This is a genomic window from Rhizobium pantanalense, from assembly GCF_030182525.1.
Classification (GTDB): Bacteria; Pseudomonadota; Alphaproteobacteria; order Rhizobiales; family Rhizobiaceae; genus Rhizobium.
In genome coordinates this window covers 479,526-498,178 of sequence record NZ_JAQJCH010000001.1, presented here as the reverse complement: position 1 = coordinate 498,178, position 18,653 = coordinate 479,526, and the positions used below count along the sequence as shown (strand labels likewise).

16 protein-coding genes are annotated in these 18,653 nt (G+C 60.1%); 12 read left to right on the top strand and 4 right to left on the bottom strand.

What is annotated here, in order from left to right; genetic code table 11:
- Positions 1-26: 26 nt before the first annotated feature.
- Positions 27-1,385 carry an NAD(P)-dependent oxidoreductase gene (locus PH558_RS02390; protein WP_285201961.1) on the top strand — a complete coding sequence of 453 codons (1,359 nt, stop codon included), beginning with the start codon at positions 27-29 and terminating at the stop codon, positions 1,383-1,385.
- Positions 1,386-1,398: 13 nt separating this feature from the next.
- Positions 1,399-2,712: an NAD-dependent dihydropyrimidine dehydrogenase subunit PreA gene (gene preA, locus PH558_RS02385; RefSeq protein WP_285201960.1), complete on the top strand. Its 1,314-nt coding sequence runs from the start codon at positions 1,399-1,401 to the stop codon at positions 2,710-2,712.
- Positions 2,713-2,805: 93 nt separating this feature from the next.
- On the opposite strand, the gene PH558_RS02380 is transcribed toward preA, so the two are convergent.
- Positions 2,806-3,450 (bottom strand): TetR family transcriptional regulator C-terminal domain-containing protein, encoded by a 645-nt coding sequence (locus PH558_RS02380; RefSeq protein ID WP_095435582.1) that lies wholly within the window; start codon positions 3,448-3,450, stop codon positions 2,806-2,808.
- Between the two features lie 309 nt (positions 3,451-3,759).
- Between PH558_RS02380 and PH558_RS02375 the strand changes: the two genes are divergently transcribed.
- The 3 genes from PH558_RS02375 to hydA all read left to right on the top strand — a co-directional run bounded on the left by PH558_RS02375 (position 3,760) and on the right by hydA (position 7,314).
- Entirely contained in the window at positions 3,760-5,013 is a 1,254-nt protein-coding gene (locus tag PH558_RS02375) for a Zn-dependent hydrolase (RefSeq protein ID WP_285201959.1), read from the top strand.
- 119 nt (positions 5,014-5,132) lie between these two features.
- Entirely contained in the window at positions 5,133-5,651 is a 519-nt protein-coding gene (locus PH558_RS02370) for an endonuclease domain-containing protein (RefSeq protein WP_285202720.1), read from the top strand.
- Between the two features lie 208 nt (positions 5,652-5,859).
- Positions 5,860-7,314 carry a dihydropyrimidinase gene (gene hydA / locus PH558_RS02365; protein WP_285201958.1) on the top strand — a complete coding sequence of 485 codons (1,455 nt, stop codon included), beginning with the start codon at positions 5,860-5,862 and terminating at the stop codon, positions 7,312-7,314.
- A gap of 132 nt (positions 7,315-7,446) precedes the next feature.
- On the opposite strand, the gene PH558_RS02360 is transcribed toward hydA, so the two are convergent.
- Complete coding sequence (locus PH558_RS02360; protein ID WP_285201957.1) at positions 7,447-7,860, bottom strand: cupin domain-containing protein; 414 nt, start codon at positions 7,858-7,860, stop codon at positions 7,447-7,449.
- Between the two features lie 124 nt (positions 7,861-7,984).
- On the opposite strand from PH558_RS02360, the gene PH558_RS02355 reads away from it, so the two are divergent.
- The 7 genes from PH558_RS02355 to PH558_RS02325 all read left to right on the top strand — a co-directional run bounded on the left by PH558_RS02355 (position 7,985) and on the right by PH558_RS02325 (position 17,205).
- On the top strand, positions 7,985-8,776 hold the full coding sequence (locus tag PH558_RS02355) for an ABC transporter ATP-binding protein (RefSeq protein ID WP_095435587.1): 792 nt from the start codon (positions 7,985-7,987) through the stop codon (positions 8,774-8,776).
- A 9-nt stretch (positions 8,777-8,785) separates the two neighbouring features.
- Positions 8,786-9,121 (top strand): hypothetical protein, encoded by a 336-nt coding sequence (locus PH558_RS02350; RefSeq protein WP_095435588.1) that lies wholly within the window; start codon positions 8,786-8,788, stop codon positions 9,119-9,121.
- A gap of 2 nt (positions 9,122-9,123) precedes the next feature.
- A complete protein-coding gene (locus PH558_RS02345) occupies positions 9,124-10,011 on the top strand; it encodes an ABC transporter permease (RefSeq protein ID WP_095436336.1) in 888 nt (295 codons plus the stop codon).
- Entirely contained in the window at positions 10,008-11,141 is a 1,134-nt protein-coding gene (locus tag PH558_RS02340; protein WP_095435589.1) for an ABC transporter permease, read from the top strand. The genes PH558_RS02345 and PH558_RS02340 overlap by 4 nt, the downstream gene beginning before the upstream one ends.
- Positions 11,142-11,196: 55 nt before the next feature.
- Complete coding sequence (locus tag PH558_RS02335) at positions 11,197-12,165, top strand: ABC transporter substrate-binding protein (RefSeq protein WP_095435590.1); 969 nt, start codon at positions 11,197-11,199, stop codon at positions 12,163-12,165.
- 490 nt (positions 12,166-12,655) lie between these two features.
- The gene (locus tag PH558_RS02330; protein ID WP_095435591.1) at positions 12,656-13,846 is read left to right on the top strand and encodes an efflux RND transporter periplasmic adaptor subunit; all 1,191 of its coding nucleotides are present in this window, start codon (positions 12,656-12,658) and stop codon (positions 13,844-13,846) included.
- Positions 13,847-13,860: 14 nt separating this feature from the next.
- A complete protein-coding gene (locus PH558_RS02325; RefSeq protein WP_095435592.1) occupies positions 13,861-17,205 on the top strand; it encodes an efflux RND transporter permease subunit in 3,345 nt (1,114 codons plus the stop codon).
- Between the two features lie 38 nt (positions 17,206-17,243).
- Here the strand turns inward: PH558_RS02325 and ureG are convergent, their stop codons facing one another.
- On the bottom strand, positions 17,244-17,855 hold the full coding sequence (ureG, locus tag PH558_RS02320) for an urease accessory protein UreG (RefSeq protein WP_095435593.1): 612 nt from the start codon (positions 17,853-17,855) through the stop codon (positions 17,244-17,246).
- A gap of 106 nt (positions 17,856-17,961) precedes the next feature.
- Positions 17,962-18,648, bottom strand: a complete 687-nt coding sequence (locus PH558_RS02315) for an urease accessory protein UreF (RefSeq protein ID WP_285202719.1) — start codon at positions 18,646-18,648, stop codon at positions 17,962-17,964.
- Positions 18,649-18,653: the final 5 nt, after the last annotated feature.

The following is an 18,653-nucleotide window of genomic DNA, read 5'->3' as shown; positions in this document are numbered from 1 at the left end:
GCCGTTTACTATAAGAGGGAACTTCAATGGGACGACTGGAAACTGGGATTCATAAAGGCAGGCTCACGCCCGCTGAATATGATGCAAACTTTTCCGATCTTCACCCGCGCCTCAACAAACACGAGGCGCTGGTCGCATCCGACCGATGCTATTTCTGCTACGACGCGCCGTGCATGACGGCCTGTCCTACCTCCATCGACATTCCGATGTTTATCCGTCAGATCTCGACGGGTAATCCCATCGGCTCGGCCAAGACGATCTTCGATCAGAATATCCTCGGCGGCATGTGCGCCCGCGTCTGTCCCACCGAACAGCTCTGCGAGCAGGCTTGCGTGCGCAACACTGCCGAAGAGCGCCCGGTCGAGATCGGGCGCCTGCAGCGCTATGCAACCGACGTGGCAATGGCGGAGAACAAGCAGTTCTATTCTCGTGCCGAATCCACTGGCAAGAAGATCGCCGTCATCGGCGCTGGCCCAGCCGGTCTCGCCTGCGCGCACCGTCTCGCCGTCAATGGGCATGACGTTACCATCTTCGATGCCCGCGAGAAGGCCGGCGGTCTGAACGAATACGGTATCGCCACCTACAAGACGGTCGACGATTTCGCTCAGAAGGAAGTCGATTACGTGCTCGCCATCGGTGGTATCGAGGTGAAGAACGACCAGGCTCTCGGCCGCGATTTCAGCCTCTCCGACCTTTCCCAGCAATATGACGCCGTCTTCCTCGGCCTCGGCCTTGCCGGCGTCAACGCGCTGCGGGCTGAAGGCGAGGACCTCGAGGGCGTTGCCGATGCCGTTGCTTACATCGCCGAGCTACGTCAGGCCGGCAACAAGGCCGATATCGCCATCGGGCGCCGCGTGGTCGTTCTCGGTGGCGGCATGACCGCGATCGACGCAGCCGTGCAGGCAAAACTGCTCGGCGCCGAAGAGGTGACGATCTGCTATCGCCGCGGCAAGGAACACATGAACGCCTCGGAATTCGAGCAGGATCTGGCCGCCTCCAAGGGCGTCATCATCCGCCATTGGCTCGCTCCGAAGCGTATCCTCGACAAGGATGGCAAGGTCGCCGGGATCGAGGTCGAATATACCGAGTTGCGTGACGGCAAGCTCGTTGGCACCGGCGATGTCGGCGTCATCGCCGCCGACCAGATCTTCAAGGCGATCGGCCAGACGTTCGAGGCTTCAGGCCTCGGCGCGCTGCGCATGGAATCCGGCCGTATCGCCATCGATGGCGAAGGCCGCACCTCGATCGAAGGCGTCTGGGCCGGCGGCGACTGCGTGCTTGGCGGCGATGACCTGACGGTCTCGGCCGTGGCACAGGGCCGCGACGCGGCCGAATCCATCAACCGTGCGCTCGCTGCCGCCACGCCGGCCGCTGCAGTCGCCTGAAAGGAGAACCGATATGGCTGATCTCCGCAATAATTTCGTTGGCATCAAGTCTCCGAACCCGTTCTGGCTGGCCTCCGCGCCGCCGACCGACAAAGCCTACAACGTGGAGCGCGCTTTTAAGGCGGGCTGGGGCGGCGTCGTCTGGAAGACGCTCGGCGAAGAAGGACCACCTGTTGTCAACGTCAACGGCCCACGCTACGGCGCGATCTGGGGCGCCGACCGACGCCTGCTCGGCCTCAACAATATCGAACTGATCACCGACCGCGACCTCTACACCAATCTGCGCGAAATGAAGCAGGTAAAGAAGAACTGGCCGGATCGCGCATTGATCGCCTCGATCATGGTCCCCTGCGTCGAGGATGCCTGGAAGGCGATCCTGCCGCTGGTCGAGGAAACGGAAGCCGACGGCATCGAACTCAATTTCGGCTGTCCCCACGGCATGTCCGAGCGCGGCATGGGCTCCGCGGTCGGACAGGTGCCGGAATATATCGAAATGGTCGTGCGCTGGTGCAAGCAGTACACGCGCATGCCCGTCATCACCAAGCTGACCCCCAATATCACCGATATCCGCAAGCCCGCCCGCGCCGCCAAGGCCGGCGGCACCGACGCGGTCTCGCTGATCAACACGATCAATTCGATCGTCTCGGTCGATCTCGACAATTTCGCTCCGAACCCGACTGTCGGTGGCAAGGGCAGCCATGGCGGCTATTGCGGCCCGGCGGTGAAGCCGATCGCGCTCAACATGGTGGCCGAGATCGCCCGCGATCCTGAAACCTATGGCCTGCCGATATCGGGCATCGGCGGCATCACAACCTGGCGCGATGCAGCCGAATTCCTGGCGCTCGGCGCCGGCAACGTGCAGGTCTGCACCGCTGCCATGACTTATGGTTTCAAGATCGTCGAAGAGATGATCACCGGCCTTTCCGACTGGATGGACGAGAAGGGACATCGCAGCCTGGACGATATCATCGCCCGTGCCGTGCCGAATGTTTCCGATTGGCAGTATCTCAACCTCAACTATATCGCCAAGGCGAAGATCGACCAGGATGCCTGCATCAAGTGCGGCCGCTGTCACATCGCCTGCGAGGACACCTCACATCAGGCGATCACCAACATGGTCGATGGCGTCAGGCGCTTCGAGGTGATGGAAGAGGAATGCGTCGGCTGCAATCTCTGCGTCAACGTCTGTCCGGTCGAGAACTGCATCACCATGGAAGAACTGCCCGCTGGCGCCCTCGACAAACGCACCGGCAAGGTGGTCGATCCGAACTACGCCAACTGGACGACCCATCCAAACAATCCGATGGCGCGTCAGGCGGCAGAATAATAACGGTATATCCGCAGGCATTCAAAAGGCGGCCGCAGCTTGCTGCGGCTGCCTTTTATGTTAGGCGCAAACTTTCGAAGGATGAGCCACCGCTCAGCCCTGACGAATCCGAAGCCCGTCGACAAAAAGCTGTTCCAGATAGCGGGCAGCGTCCTCGAAGCGCCCCTCGCCCGAATGCTCGTCGCCGAGCACGGCGCGCACCTGCACGTCGAAGTCGGCGTAATGCTGCGTGGTCGACCAGATCGAGAAGATCAGGTGATAGGGATCGCACTTGACGATCTTGCCTGCCTGAGCCCAGGCGCGGATGACCTCGGCCTTCTCGTCGACAAGCGCCTTCAGCGGTCCGCGCAGCTCGTCCTCCACATGCGGCGCGCCCTGCAGCATTTCATTGGCAAAAAGCCGGCTTTCGCGCGGGAAATCGCGTGCCATTTCGAGCTTGCGACGGATATAGGAGCGGATCTCGCTTTCGGGATTGCCGTTGGCGTCGAAGGCGCGCAGCGGCTCCAGCCAGGTAAACAGCACCCGGTCGATCAAGGCCCGATGCATCGCCTCCTTGGTGCGGAAATAGTAGAGCAGATTGGGCTTTGACATGCCGGCAACTTCGGCGATCTGATCGATGGTCGAGCCGCGGAAACCGCTGACGGAAAATACGTCCAGCGCGGCTTCCAGTATAATTTCCTCTTTCTCTTCCTGGATACGGGTGCGGCGCTGTGTCTTGGCGGCTCTGGGAATGGCCATGTCTGCTCTGTTTCTCCTTGAAATCCAAGCCTTTCGGCCGAGCTCTCATTCACCCTGTCGATGCATCGGATTTAGGCAATCGTCTGAAATTTTATCGGAAATTTTCGTGCTTTTCGTCTTGAGCCGCGCCACGGAAGTTGTAATGTTTACCAATCGGTCAAATTATCGGTCAGATGTTTCTTAAAGGCAACTGGCGATTTTCCGGGCAAGAAAAACAAGACGACGCTCGGGAATTTGGAATAAGACCAACGGGAACAATTTTGGGCATGCACCTTGCGTGCCCCAGGACAAACAGGTGAGGATTGCATCATGGTGGCAGCGCCAGGAGAAAACATGCGTATCAATGGCGATCGCCTTTGGGATACGCTGATGGACATGGCGAAGATCGGCCCCGGCATTGCCGGCGGCAACAATCGTCAAACGCTGACCGATGCCGACGCCGAAGGACGCAGCCTTTTCAAGAGCTGGTGCGACAAGGCCGGCCTGACCGTCGGCATCGACAAGATGGGCACGATGTTCGCCACCCGCGCCGGCACCGACCCGGATGCGCTGCCCGTTTATGTCGGCTCGCATCTCGATACCCAGCCGACCGGCGGTAAATATGACGGCGTCCTCGGCGTGCTCGCTGCGCTCGAAGTCGTCCGCACGATGAACGACCTCGGCATCCAAACCAAGCATCCGATCGTGGTCACCAATTGGGCCAACGAGGAAGGCGCGCGCTTCGCACCGGCCATGCTCGCCTCTGGCGTCTTTGCCGGCGTGCACACACTGGACTATGCCTATGGCCGCAAGGATCCCGACGGAAAGACCTATGGCGAGGAACTGAAGCGCATCGGTTGGCTCGGCGACGAAGAAGTCGGCGCGCGCAGGATGCATGCCTATTTCGAATATCATATCGAACAGGGCCCGATCTTGGAGGCCGAGAACAAGACGATCGGCGTCGTTACACACTGTCAGGGCCTTTGGTGGCTGGAATTCACGCTGACCGGGAAGGAAGCCCATACCGGCTCGACGCCGATGGCCATGCGCGTCAATGCCGGACTTGCTATGTCGCGGATCGTCGAGATGGTGCAGAGCGTCGCGATGGAAAACCAGCCGGGCGCCGTCGGAGGTGTCGGCCAGGTCTTTTTCTCGCCGAATTCGCGCAATGTCCTGCCCGGCAAGGTGGTTTTCACCGTCGACATCCGCACGCCGGACAAGGAAAAGCTCGATCGTATGCGCACCAAGATCGAAACCGAAGGCAAGAAGATCGCCGATGCTCTTGGCGTCGGCTGCTCGATCGAAGCCATCGGCCATTTCGAGCCGGTCACCTTCGATCCCAAGCTCGTCACCTCCGTGCGCAACGCCGCTGAAAAACTCGGCTACAGCCACATGAACATCATCTCCGGCGCCGGTCACGATGCCTGCTGGACCGCCAAGGTCGCTCCGGCCACGATGGTCATGTGCCCCTGCGTCGGCGGCCTCTCCCACAACGAGGCCGAAGAAATCTCCAAGGAATGGGCAGCCGCCGGAGCGGATGTGCTGTTCCACGCAGTCGTTGAGACGGCGGAGATCGTGGCGTGAGAATGATGCCCCTCGCGCAACAGTCCCCCTCATCCGCCCTTCGGGCACCTTCTCCCCGAGGGGAGAAGGTGGGATTTGCTGCGATTGTCAGCTTCACGCACGCAAGATTAGCTGAAAGACTGTTGTTTCATATCGAAGGTGCTGCAAAAATCCCCTTCTCCCCTCGGGGAGAAGGTGCCCGAAGGGCGGATGAGGGGGCACTACCGATGCCGGACAACAATGACATCACCAAACGCCGCCCCGGCAAAACCCAGCAAGCCCGCCGCCTTCGAAAAACCAACACCGAGGAAGAATATCGCCTCTGGAGCGATCTGCGTGACCGCCGACTGAATGGACACAAATTTGCAAGACAGATTCCGCTCGGTCCCTATGTGGTTGATTTCCTCTGTCGCGATAAATCGCTGATCGTCGAGATCGATGGCTTCCAACATGCCAGATCCCCTTCTGACGCCATTCGTACGCGTGGGCTCAACATGCATGGCTATTCGGTGCTGAGATTTTGGAATCATGAGATCACCAGCGAGCGGCGAGCGGTTCTTGAGACGATTTTGGCTGCACTTGACGGACGGATATTCGAAAGAGACGACATTCTGCGCTTCTATCCTGCGATCAAGCCGACGGGGGAAATAAGCGAGTGACATATTCGAACCATGCCCCCTCATCCGCCCTTCGGGCACCTTCTCCCCAAGGGGAGAAGGCGGGAACAACGGTCTTCGCTGATCGGCTCTTGTTTGACATCGAAGGTACGGCAGAAATCTCCTTCTCCCCTCGGGGAGAAGGTGGCCCGAAGGGTCGGATGAGGGGGCGCCGAGGATGTCAGAATCTCAAAAACAGGGAACAAACACCATGAGCACAGTCATCAAGGGTGGAACCATCGTCACGGCCGACCTGACGTATAAGGCGGATGTGAAGATCGAAGGCGGCAAGATCGTCGAAATCGGGCAGAATCTCTCGGGCAACGAAGTGCTGGATGCGTCCGGCTGCTACGTTATGCCTGGCGGCATCGATCCGCACACGCATCTCGAAATGCCGTTCATGGGCACCTATTCCTCCGACGATTTCGAGAGCGGTACGCGCGCGGCCCTTGCCGGCGGCACGACGATGGTGGTGGATTTCGCGCTCCCCTCGCCCGGCCAGTCGCTGCTCGAGGCGCTGACCATGTGGGACAACAAGTCCACCCGCGCGACCTGCGACTATTCCTTCCATATGGCGATCACCTGGTGGGGCGAGCAGGTCTTCAACGAGATGGAAGCCATCGTCCGTGACAAGGGCATCAACACCTTCAAGCACTTCATGGCCTATAAGGGCGCGCTGATGGTGGATGACGACGAGATGTTCTCTTCCTTCCAGCGCTGCGCCGAGCTTGGCGCATTGCCGCTCGTCCACGCGGAAAACGGTGACGTGGTCGCGCAGATGCAGGCAAAGCTGCTGGCCGAAGGCAATAACGGCCCGGAAGCGCATGCCTATTCCCGCCCGGCGGAAGTCGAAGGCGAGGCAACGAACCGCGCCATCATGATCGCCGATATGGCCGGTTCGCCCGTCTATATCGTCCATACCTCCTGCGAACAGGCGCATGAAGCCATCCGCCGCGCCCGCCAGAAGGGTATGCGCGTCTATGGCGAGCCGCTGATCCAGCACCTGACGCTCGACGAAAGCGAATATGCCAATGCGGATTGGGATCATGCCGCCCGCCGCGTCATGTCGCCCCCCTTCCGCAACAAGCAGCATCAGGACAGCCTCTGGGCCGGCCTCGCCTCCGGCTCGCTGCAGGTGGTCGCGACTGACCATTGTGCGTTTACGACCGAGCAGAAGCGCTTCGGTCTCAACGACTTCACCAAGATCCCGAACGGGACCGGGGGACTCGAAGACCGCATGCCGATGCTCTGGACCCATGGCGTCAGCACCGGCCGCCTGACGATGAACGAATTCGTCGCCGTCACCTCCACCAACATCGCCAAGATCCTTAACGTCTATCCGAAGAAGGGCGCGATCCTCGTCGGTGCCGATGCCGATATCGTCGTCTGGGACCCGAAGCGCTCGAAGACCATCACCGCCAAGACGCAGCAGTCAGCCATCGATTACAACGTCTTCGAAGGCAAGGAAGTGACCGGCCTGCCGCGCTACACGTTGACGCGCGGCGTCGTCGCCATCGAGGAAGGCACGGTGAAGACCAAGGAGGGCCACGGCGAGTTCGTCAGGCGCGATCCCTTCACCGCCGTCAACCGTGCGCTTTCGACCTGGAAAGAAGTCACTGCGCCGCGCAAGGTCGAGCGCGGCGGCATCCCCGCAAGCGGGGTATGACGCTTGGGCCCGGCGCTTCGGCTCATCGGCCGCCTAGAGCAATTTCAGGAAAAGTGCGTAGTGGTTTTCCGTCCGGAACTGCGTAAAAAAGAGATAGAGCATTTTCGCAATTCGAAGAAAAGCGAAACGGCTCTAGCGCGGCACATATCGCTCCAGATCCGGCAGCAGGACGACGCTTTCCTGCTCGTTCGGATCGGTGCGGGCGATGATCGCTGTCGCCGGCCGATCGCTGAGATTGGCTGGAAGATGCGGAACGCCGGCCGGAATATAGAACATCTCGCCTTCGCGCACGATGACATGCTCCTCCAGCCGATCGCCGAACCAGCAATGCGTCTCGCCGGAAATTGCGTAGATCGCCGTCTCATGCAAGGCGTGAAGATGCGCCTTGGCGCGGGCACCCGGCGGGATGGTCAAAAGATGCATGCAAATCCCCGTCGAGCCCACTGTTTCGGCGGCAATCCCTTCGAAATAGCTGAAGCCCTGTTTCCCGGCATAGGTGCTGCCGGGCCTCACGATATGGCAGGTAGGCTTCGATGAGACACTCATGGCATTGCTCCCCTCTGTCCAGCAGCCGCATGGCGTTCTCGCCTCTCCGGACTGCGGCAATGCCAAACAGAATAACACGCAATCCGCCTCAAACATGCGGCGAAAACAGGACTGGTAGGTGTTAATGACGTCATCCGCTTCCTCCGTCGTCTCCGCGCGGAATCTCTGTCTCACCTACAATACGAATGACGGGCCGGTGCATGCGCTGAGCAATGTCGATCTCGATGTTCGTAAGGGCGATTTCGTCTCCTTCATCGGTCCGTCGGGCTGTGGCAAGACCACCTTCCTGCGGGTGATTGCCGATCTCGAGCGCAAGACATCAGGCGACATCTCCGTCAACGGCATGTCGCCGGAAGACGCGCGCAAGGCCCGCGCCTACGGCTACGTCTTCCAGGCAGCCGCGCTCTATCCCTGGCGCACGATCGAGAAGAATATCGCCCTGCCGCTTGAAATCATGGGCTACGACAAGCAGGAGCAGGCCAAGCGCATCGCCCGGACGCTGGAACTCGTCAATCTCAACGGCTTCGAACACAAATTCCCCTGGCAGCTGTCCGGCGGCATGCAGCAACGCGCTTCGATCGCCCGTGCACTGGCCTTCGATGCCGATCTGCTGCTGATGGACGAACCCTTCGGCGCTCTTGACGAAATCGTCCGCGACCACCTGAACGAACAGCTTTTGAAACTCTGGAAGCAAACGAACAAGACCATCTGCTTCGTCACCCACTCCATACCGGAAGCAGTCTATCTCTCGACGAAGATCGTGGTCATGTCGCCGCGGCCGGGCCGCGTCACCGATGTCATCGAATCGACGCTACCGACGGAGCGGCCGCTCGGCATTCGCGAAACGCCGGAATTCCTGGAAATCGCCCACCGCGTCCGGGAAGGCTTGCGGGCCGGACATAGCTACGAGGAATAGGATCAGGTCATGAACCCGCAATTCCTCCTTTGGCTTTTCGGTGCGATGGCGATCTTCATTGGTGGTGCCACAGCATCGCGTGCCTATATCGCCAACAACAATATGTTGGTCTTGATCCTGTCGCTGGCGCTCTACTGCGTCGGCAATCTGATGATGGTGCGGTTGATGCGCGAGGGTGGGCTTGGCCTGGCGATCTCCGCTTCCTCCATCGCGCAGCTCGTCGTCGTCAATGTCATCGCCTTCATCGTCTTCGGCGAACGGCTGAGCCTGCAGCAGCTTGCCGGCGTGGGTCTTGGCATCGTCGCCATGATCCTCATGCTGCTTCCCGCGCAAGGAAGGGCATGAACATGAAAAGGGAACAGTTCTTCAGGCACAAATTCCTGCCGGTCACGACGATCGTCTTGGCGATCATCCTGCTGTGGTACGTCTTCGCTATTATCCTCAACGCACCATTCCAGCGCGATCTCGACCGGCGCGGCAATGTCAGCCCGACGACGCTGGAATTCATCGGCAAGACGCTGGCGCAGCCGAAGCCGACCCTGCCGGCTCCGCATCAGGTTGCGCAGAATGTCTTCGAAAACACCTTCCTGCGAGTACCCACCAGCAATCGCAGCCTCGTCTATAATGCGTGGGTGACGCTGGCGCCGACGGCGGTCGGTTTTGCCTTCGGAACGATTCTCGGCGTCCTCTTTGCAGTCGGCATCGTTCATCTCGTCGCACTCGACCGCAGCCTGATGCCCTGGATCATCGCGTCGCAGACAATTCCGATCCTCGCCATCGCGCCGACGATCATCGTCGTCTTCAGTGCGCTTGGGATAGACGGGCTGATCCCCAAGGCGCTGATTTCCACCTATCTGTCGTTCTTCCCTGTCACCGTCGGCATGACGAAGGGCCTGCGCTCGCCGGAGATCATGCATCTCGATCTGATGCGCACCTATAATGCCAGCAGCTGGCAGACCTTCTGGAAACTGCGCGTGCCGGCTTCGATCCCCTTCCTCTTCACCTCGATGAAGGTCGCCATCGCCGCAAGTCTGGTCGGGACGATCGTCGGCGAGCTGCCGACGGGCGCGGTCGCCGGCATCGGCGCGAAGCTTCTGGCAGGCTCCTATTACAGCCAGACGATCGACATATGGGCCGCCTTGGTCGCCGGCTCTGTGCTCGCGGCCGTTCTCGTCGGTATCGTCAGCATCGCCGCTCGCATCGTCGACCGTTCGATGGGAGGCAGAACCGCATGAGATCCTTCCATTTCTCCTGGCAGGGCATTCTTGCACTTCTTCTCTGTCTTGCCGCCATCCCTGCATTGCCGCTGCTTGCAGCGGATGCCGCGCCACCAGTCAGCAGCGGAACAATCTTCGTCATCTTCATTCTGATTGCCGCAGCGGCCGCCCTTTCCTTCATGCGCCTATCTGCGGACCTGAGCGCGGCGACCCTCTTCTTCGGCGCGCATGCGGCGGCATGGCTGCTGCTCGCGGGAATTTCCGGCAATGAGGGCAAAGCACAGCTATCTTTCTTCATTCTGATTGCCGCTTCATGGCTGCTGGCGTGGCGCTGCGTTTCCGTCCTGTCGTCGATGCGTTCGCATTCGGTCGCCGGCAACTATACGCTGCGGCTGCTGATCCCGGCGATCTTCGGCATATGGATATTGATCATCTGGGAAGCCGTCACCCGCGGCGCCGGCGTTTCTCTGGTTCTGCTGCCGCCGCCGAGTGCCATCGGCTCCAGGATCGCCAATTCGATTCCGACATTGTGGATCGATGTCCGCCAGACGATCCTCACCGCTGTCCTGATCGGCTACATCATCGGCTGCGCCAGCGGCTTCATCGTCGCCATTCTCGCGGACCGCTTCGCCTTCCTGCGCCGCGGTCTGCTGCCCATCGGCAATTTCGTTTCGGCCCTGCCGATCATTGGCGTCGCGCCGATCATGGTGATGTGGTTCGGCTTCGACTGGCAGTCGAAGGCGGCCGTCGTCGTCATCATGACCTTCTTTCCGATGCTGGTGAACACGGTGACTGGCCTTGCCGCTGCCGGCAACATGGAACGCGACCTGATGCGCACCTATGCATCGAGCTATTGGCAGACGCTCTTCAAGCTGCGGCTTCCGGCCGCCGCTCCGTTTATTTTCAATGCGCTGAAGATCAACTCGACCCTGGCGATGATTGGTGCCATCGTGGCGGAGTTCTTCGGCACGCCTATGTCAGGCATGGGCTTCCGCATTTCAACCGAAAATGGCCGGTTGAACCTCGATATGGTCTGGGCTGAGATCGCGGTTGCCGCGATCGCCGGCTCGGTCTTCTACGGTATCGTCGCCATCGTTGAACGAATGGTGACGTTCTGGCATCCGTCTATCCGTGGTGGGCAGACGTAATCCAGGATCCCTTCCAAGGGATCAAGGCATAACTTCAGAGGGAAAGGGTGAAGACATGAAAAAAATAATGTTTGCATTGATGGCAAGTGCCATGACGCTTGCCGCCACCCAGGGCGCAATGGCGGCGGATAAGTTGACCCTGCAGCTGAAATGGGTGGCCCAGGCTCAGTTCGGCGGCTACTTCGTCGCCAAGGACAAGGGCTTCTACAAGGAAGAAGGCCTCGATGTCGATATCAAGGCGGGCGGGCCTGATATTGCTCCGGAGCAGGTCATCGCCGGCGGCGGCGCCGATGTGATCGTCGATTGGATGGGTGGAGCGCTGGTCGCCCGCGAAAAGGGCGTGCCGCTCATCAATATTGCCCAGCCCTTCGAAAAATCCGGTCTGGAGCTGATCTGCCCGAAGGACGGTCCGGTCAAGACGGAAAAGGATTTCAAGGGGCACACCCTCGGCGTCTGGTTCTACGGCAACGAATATCCCTTCTTTGCCTGGATGCACAAGCTCGGCCTCAAGACCGACGGCGGCAAGGATGGCGTCAACGTGCTGAAGCAGAGCTTCGACGTGCAGCCCCTCGTGCAGAAGCAGGCCGATTGCATCTCCGTCATGACCTATAACGAATACTGGCAGGCGATCGATGCCGGCTTCAAGGCCGAAGACCTGACCGTCTTCAACTATACGAAGCTCGGCAACGACCTTCTGGAAGACGGCCTCTATGTCAAGGAAGACAAGCTGAAGGATGCGAAGTTCAAGGCCGACATGGTGAAATTCGTCCGCGCTTCGATGAAGGGCTGGAAATATGCCGTCGAGCATCCGGATGAAGCCGCCGAAATCGTCATGGACAATGGTGGCCAGGATGAAAACCACCAGAAGCGCATGGCGGGCGAAGTCGCCAAGCTGATCGGCAACGGCAAGCTCGACATGAAGACCTATGACCGCACCGTCGAAGCCCTGCTCGATCAGAAGATCATCAACAAGAAGCCGTCCGGCGCCTATACGCATGAGATCACGGACGCTGCTCTGAAATAAGCTCGGAGCACTCACAGAGACGAAAACGCGCGAGGTTTCCGGCCTCGCGCGTTTTTTTCATTTTGTAACAGCGGCAACAAAAGGCTGGCTTTCTCGCAGCAATTGCCTGAAAAGCCCTCGGCTATCAATTATTCGAATACTGACATCACAATGCCGTGATTGCTTCGCATGGTTGTAAACGATAGAAATGCCCGCGAAATCATTTTCTCGTGATCTTGCGAGAATTGAAAACCGCTCCCATCTACAAAGGCAATTTTAGGATGAGGATCTGCAAGGCATGACGGACGGATATTACAGCGCCGCGCGTCAGATATGACGCGCAAAGGTCGCTGTAACACTTTAAATTTGCTGCATAATTCCTTAAATCGAATCGATTTAAGGAATTATGCAGTCATCCGCCGGGGAAGCCGGCTCGCATGCAGTAATTCCCCTTGTTCGCGACGGAAAACAGCGAAATCCCTTTGATCAATGCCGAACTGGAACTGAACGCATGGCCTTCACGCCGTTTAGACTTCTGAGCACGACTGCCATCCTGCTTTCCCTGCTGGCCGCACCGGCCGCCCTGGCAGAAGAGCCCCCGGTTACCGCGCCGAAACAGAACCTGCCCGCAATCGTCATCACCACAGCCACGATGCGCCACCTGACCGACAAGGTCGTCGCGACCGGCACGGTGAAGGCCGTCGAGGAGGTTTACATCCAGCCGCAGGTGGATGGCCTCTCCATTCGCTCACTCAACGCAGATGTCGGCGACAAGGTGAGCGCGAACAGCACGCTTGCCACGCTAAACGATGATGCTCTTATTCTGCAGAAGAGCCAGATGCAGGCGACGCGGGCCAAGGGCGAAGCAAGCCTTGCGCAATTGCACGCTCAGCTCACCGAAGCCCGCGCCAATGCCGAAGAGGCGGAATTGCAGCGTGTTCGCGCCGTCACGATGGGCGCCAAGGGCACGATGTCGACCTCCTCGGTGGAACAGGCGAATGCCGCAGCCGCTGCCAACAAGGCGCGCGTCGTTTCCGCCGAGCAGGCGATCGCCGTTGCAGAGGCCGATCTGAAGGTTACCGACAGTCAGATCGCCGATACCGACCTCAAGCTTGCCAGAACGGGCATTAAGACCCCCGTCGCCGGCACCGTCGCCTCGCGCAATGCCCGCGTCGGCGCCATCGCCAACGGCAATGGCGATCCACTTTTCACCATCATCCGCGACAGCCAGCTCGAACTGGTGGTCGATGTGTCCGAGAGCGATATCACCAAGATCACGAGCGGACAGAAGGCCTTGATCGCGCTTTCAGGCCGCCGCGAAAAGCTTGCCGGAACGGTCCGTCTCGTTGCTCCGATCGTCGATCCCGTCACCCGCCTTGGCGCGGTGCATATCACGATCGACGAAGGCGAGAAGGCTCGCGCCGGCATGTATGGCAGCGCCGAGATCATCATTCGCCAGGAAGATGGCGTTGCGCTGCCGCTGACGGCAGTCAACAGCGAGGAAAACGGTTCTTCCGCCCGCAAGGTCGAAAACGGCGTGGTCAAGTTCGTGAGCGTCGAAACCGGCATTCAGGACGCAGGCTATGTCGAGATCCTCAAGGGCCTCAAGGCTGGTGACGAGGTCGTCGCTAAGGCCGGTGCCTATGTTCGCGACGGCGACCATATCACGCCTGTGCGCGACGCGTCGCAAGCCTCCAACTGAGCGAGAACGACAAGATGAACTTCTCCGCCTGGTCCATCCGAAATCCGGTCGCCCCGCTCCTCGGCTTCTTCCTGTTGATGGTCGTGGGCGCGCACGCTTTCTTCAATCTGCCCATCACCCGGTTTCCGAATATCGACGTGCCTGTCGTCAACGTCACAGTGACGCAGAGCGGCGCCTCCCCGGCCGAACTCGAAATGCAGGTGACAAAGGAGATCGAAGACGCTGTCGCCAGCATCAACGGCATCGACGAGATTCAGTCGACCGTCACCGACGGTCAATCGCAGACGGTCGTCATCTTCCGCCTGGAAGTGCCGACGCAGCAGGCGGTTCAGGATACCAAGGATGCTATCGACCGCATTCGCGGCAACCTGCCCTCGACGATCGATGAGCCCATCGTCTCCAAGGTCGATGTCGAGGGACAGGCGATCCAGAGCTTTGCGGTTTCTTCTCCGAACATGACGCTGGAAGAGCTGTCCTGGTTCGTGGACGACACGGTCAAGCGTGCCCTCCAGGGTCAGGCAGGCATAGGCCGCGTCGATCGCTACGGCGGCGCCGACCGCGAAGTGCGCATCGAGCTCGATCCGAACAAGCTGAATGCCTATGGCATCACCGCGCTTTCCGTGAGCCAGCAGCTGCGCAGCACCAATATCGACTTAGGCTCCGGCCGTGGCCAGGTGGCCGGTAGCGAGCAGGCGATCCGCGTGCTCGGCGATGCCCGCAATGTCGCCCAGCTAGCCGATACGACGATCGCGCTCACCAACGGCCGTTTCGTAAAACTCTCCGATCTCGGCGCCATCAAGGATACCTATCAGGAACCGAAATCCTTCTCCCGCTTCAACAGCACGCCCGTCGTCACCTTCGGCGTCTTCCGCGCCAAGGGCGCCAGCGAAGTGACGGTCGCCAAGACGGTGGGCGATACGCTCGACAAGGTGCGGGCCGAGAACCCGAACGTTTCGATCGAGATGATCGACGATGCCGTCTACTACACCTATGGCAACTACGAATCCGCGATGCACACGCTGATCGAAGGCGCCATACTGGCCGTCATCGTCGTCTTCTTGTTCCTGCGGAACTGGCGCGCGACGCTCATATCGGCGGTTGCCTTGCCGCTCTCCGCGATCCCGACATTCTGGATCATGAACCAGATCGGCTTCTCGCTGAACCTCGTCAGCTTCCTGGCGCTGACGCTGGCAACCGGTATTCTCGTCGATGATGCCATTGTCGAAATCGAAAACATCGCGCGCCACATCAAGATGGGCAAGACGCCCTATCGCGCCGCCATCGACGCTGCAGACGAAATCGGCTTGGCGGTCATTGCGACGACCTTCACCATCATCGCGGTCTTCGTGCCCGTCTCCTTCATGCCGGGCATTCCGGGGCAGTACTTCATCCAGTTCGGCCTGACCGTCGCCTTCTCGGTGTTCTTCTCGCTGCTGGTGGCGCGTCTGATCACGCCGATGATGGCCGCCTATCTGATGCGTGCCGAAGACGGCGTCGAGGACCACCACGACAATGACGGCCGCTTCATGCGTGGCTATAGCTGGCTGGTGCGGCTGACGACGAAGAAGTGGTACACGCGTTATCCGACGCTGCTGGCCGCCTTCGCCTTCTCGGTCGTTTCGGTCTTCGCTCTTATCATGTTCGTCCCCGGCAGCTTCATCCCGCCAGAAGACTCCTCGCGTATCGTTCTGTCGGCGGAACTACCGCCGAACGCCCGGCTCGATGATACGGAACAGGCAACCAACGAGATCTATCGGCGCGTGAAGGGTATCGATGGCGTTGAAAGCGTCTTCGTACTCGGCGGCGCCTCGCCGAAGGGCGATCTGGAACTGCGCCGCGCCACCGTGACGCTGACACTCGGCAAGCTCGATCAGTCGTTGACAAAGAAGCTCGTGAACGACGTTCTCGGCGCGATCCCGGTCATCGGTCCCCATCTGCCGAAGGTTGCCGTCCATGGCCGCGTACGCCCGCAATGGGAGATCGAAAAGGAAGTCTTTGCCAAGCTGCGCTCGATACCCGACGTCCGCATCACCAAGCTGAACGATCGTGGCGACCGCGACCTGACCTATAACTTCCTCTCGCGCAACGAAAAGGATCTCAATCAGGCAGTCGGCATTCTGGAAGCCAAGCTGCGCGCCGATCCGGCCCTTGCCAATGTCAGCGCCGACGGCGCCCTGCCGCGGCCCGAGCTGCAGATCTTCCCGCGCAAGGACGAGGCGGCACGCCTTGGCATAACGCCACAGATGATTTCGGATACGATTCGCGTGGCAACCATCGGCGATATCGACGCTTCACTTGCGAAGATCTCGCTCGACGACCGCCAGATCCCGATCCGCGTTCAGGCCTCACTCGGCATGCGCCGAGATCTGGCCGCGATCCGTGCGTTGCGCATCAAGACATCCACCGGCACCACCGGACAGGCGTCCACCGGCACCACCGTGCCGCTGTCGAGTGTGGCGGACATCGATTATTCGGAGGGCCTCTCCTCCATCAAGCGCAACAACCGCTATCGTGTCGTCGCCATCGGCGCCGACCTGCCGCAGGGCGTGGCGCTGGATACGGCATCGGAACATTTCCTCAATATCGTCAACAGCGCCCAGATACCGGCAACCGTGCATCTGGCCGAAAGCGGCGATACCAAGGTCCAGAAGGAAATGCAGCAGAGTTTCGGCAATGCCATGCTGCTCGGCCTTCTCCTCGTCCTGACCGTGCTTATCCTGCTGTTCAAGGATGTGATCCAGCCCTTCACCATTCTACTGTCGCTGCCATTGGCGATCGGCGGCGTGGCGCTGGCCTTGATCATGACCGGCAACGCGCTTTCGATGCCTGTGATGATCGGCATTCTGATGCTGATGGGCATCGTGACGAAGAACGCCATCCTGCTCGTCGATTTCGCCATCGAGATGATGCACCAGGGCATGCCGAGGCTGGAAGCAGTGGTCGAAGCCGGCCGCAAGCGTGCCCGCCCGATCATCATGACCTCGATCGCCATGTCGGCCGGCATGCTGCCATCAGCTCTCGGCGTCGGCGAAGGCGGCTCCTTCCGCGCACCAATGGCGATTGCCGTGATCGGCGGCATCATTGTCTCGACGGTACTCAGCCTGGTGGTCGTGCCGTCCTTCTTCCTGATCATGGACGACCTGTCCCGCCTGCTCGGCTACCTCTTCGGTAGGCTTGTCGGCAAGAAGGATGCGGACGACGAGGTCGTGACCAAGGAAGGCCTGGCTGTCGCCGTCAACGAAAACCGCCAGTCGCTCACCAATCTGGAAGAGCGGCTAGAGGCCATCGAAAACAAGGATGGAAGAAACAGGGCTGTGGGCACCAACGTACTAAAGCTGCCGCCATTCGCAGCAGAATAGAACAGCCTCAGCAGACGTGTGGATAATGACAGGGCGGCTCAAAGGCCGCCCTGTTCCTTTAGAAAGTCAACGATCCTGCTGACGCCCTCCCCCCGCTTCATGTCGGAAAAGACGAAGGGGCGTGCCTGGCGCATGCGGGTGGCATCGCGATCCATCACCTCGAGATCGACCTCGACAAAAGGCGCCAGATCCTTCTTGTTAATGACGAGAAGGTCGGATTTGGTAATGCCAGGGCCGCCCTTGCGCGGGATTTCCTCGCCCTGGCATACCGAGATCACGTAGATGGTAATATCGGCGAGATCGGGTGAAAAGGTTGCCGCCAGATTGTCGCCGCCGGATTCGATGAAGACCACATCAAGATCAGGAAGGCGCTCGTTCAGGCCGGCAATGGCCTGCAGATTGATCGTCGCATCCTCACGGATCGCGGTATGCGGGCAGCCGCCCGTTTCGACGCCGACAATGCGATCCGAAGGCAGCGCCTGCATGCGCACCAGTGCTTCCGCATCTTCGGTCGTGTAGATGTCATTGGTGACGACGGCGACGGAATAGTCCTCGCGCATCGCCTTGCACAGCTTCTCCGTCAGCGCCGTCTTGCCGGAACCGACCGGGCCGCCGATCCCAACGCGCAAGGGTCCATGTCTCGATTTCATGCTCGCAACTCCGATAAAGTGATAGCATAGCTAAGCGTCGGGCGGCCGCACAGAGGCGAATGACGTAGGCGATGCCTCAATTTCAATATCTTCCTTGTAACGCCCATCATGACCTGAAGAGCCGCGTGCCCTGGGTTTCGTGCCGCAGGCTCGCAATATCGGCCTGTACGGTCGCAGCGCCAAGATCGTCGAGGCTGGATTGAGCGGCTCGTTGCGCGACGTCTGCAAAGAGACCTTCCAGCCGCGCCAGAATGGCGACACCATCTTTCTGGCCGCCGACGCCAAGCCGAATGCCGGCGGATACCATCTGCGATGCCAGCGCATGCAGGAAGGCGGCAGCCGCCTTCTTGGCAGCAATGCCATGCGCACCTGCGACGGCGCCGACCGCAACCGGATAAGCCGTCCTTGCCGGAAGCATGGAAAAGATCGCATGCGGCCAGGCGGCGGCGGCCGAAAAAAAGGCATCTCCAAGCAGCATGGTCTCGTTATGCCGCTCCTTCGAGCCAGCCAGCGCCTCGGCAAGTTCCGCAACGGTCGCAAGCCGCTGCGCATCTGCGCCCGCCCGGTGCACCTCCACAAGCAGCACTGCATCATTCCACGCGGAGCCATGCTCAATGAGCGCGGCAATCCAATTGCTGAGGCCGGTGCTGTCGCGCACCAGGCCGTCATGCACCGCACGCTCCAGACCGCCGGAATAGGCGAACGATCCCACAGGAAACGCCGGCGACAGCCATGCCATCAGCCGCAGCAGGGCCTGCAGGTCGCCATCATCCGAAACCACCGCGTTGGTCATCACGG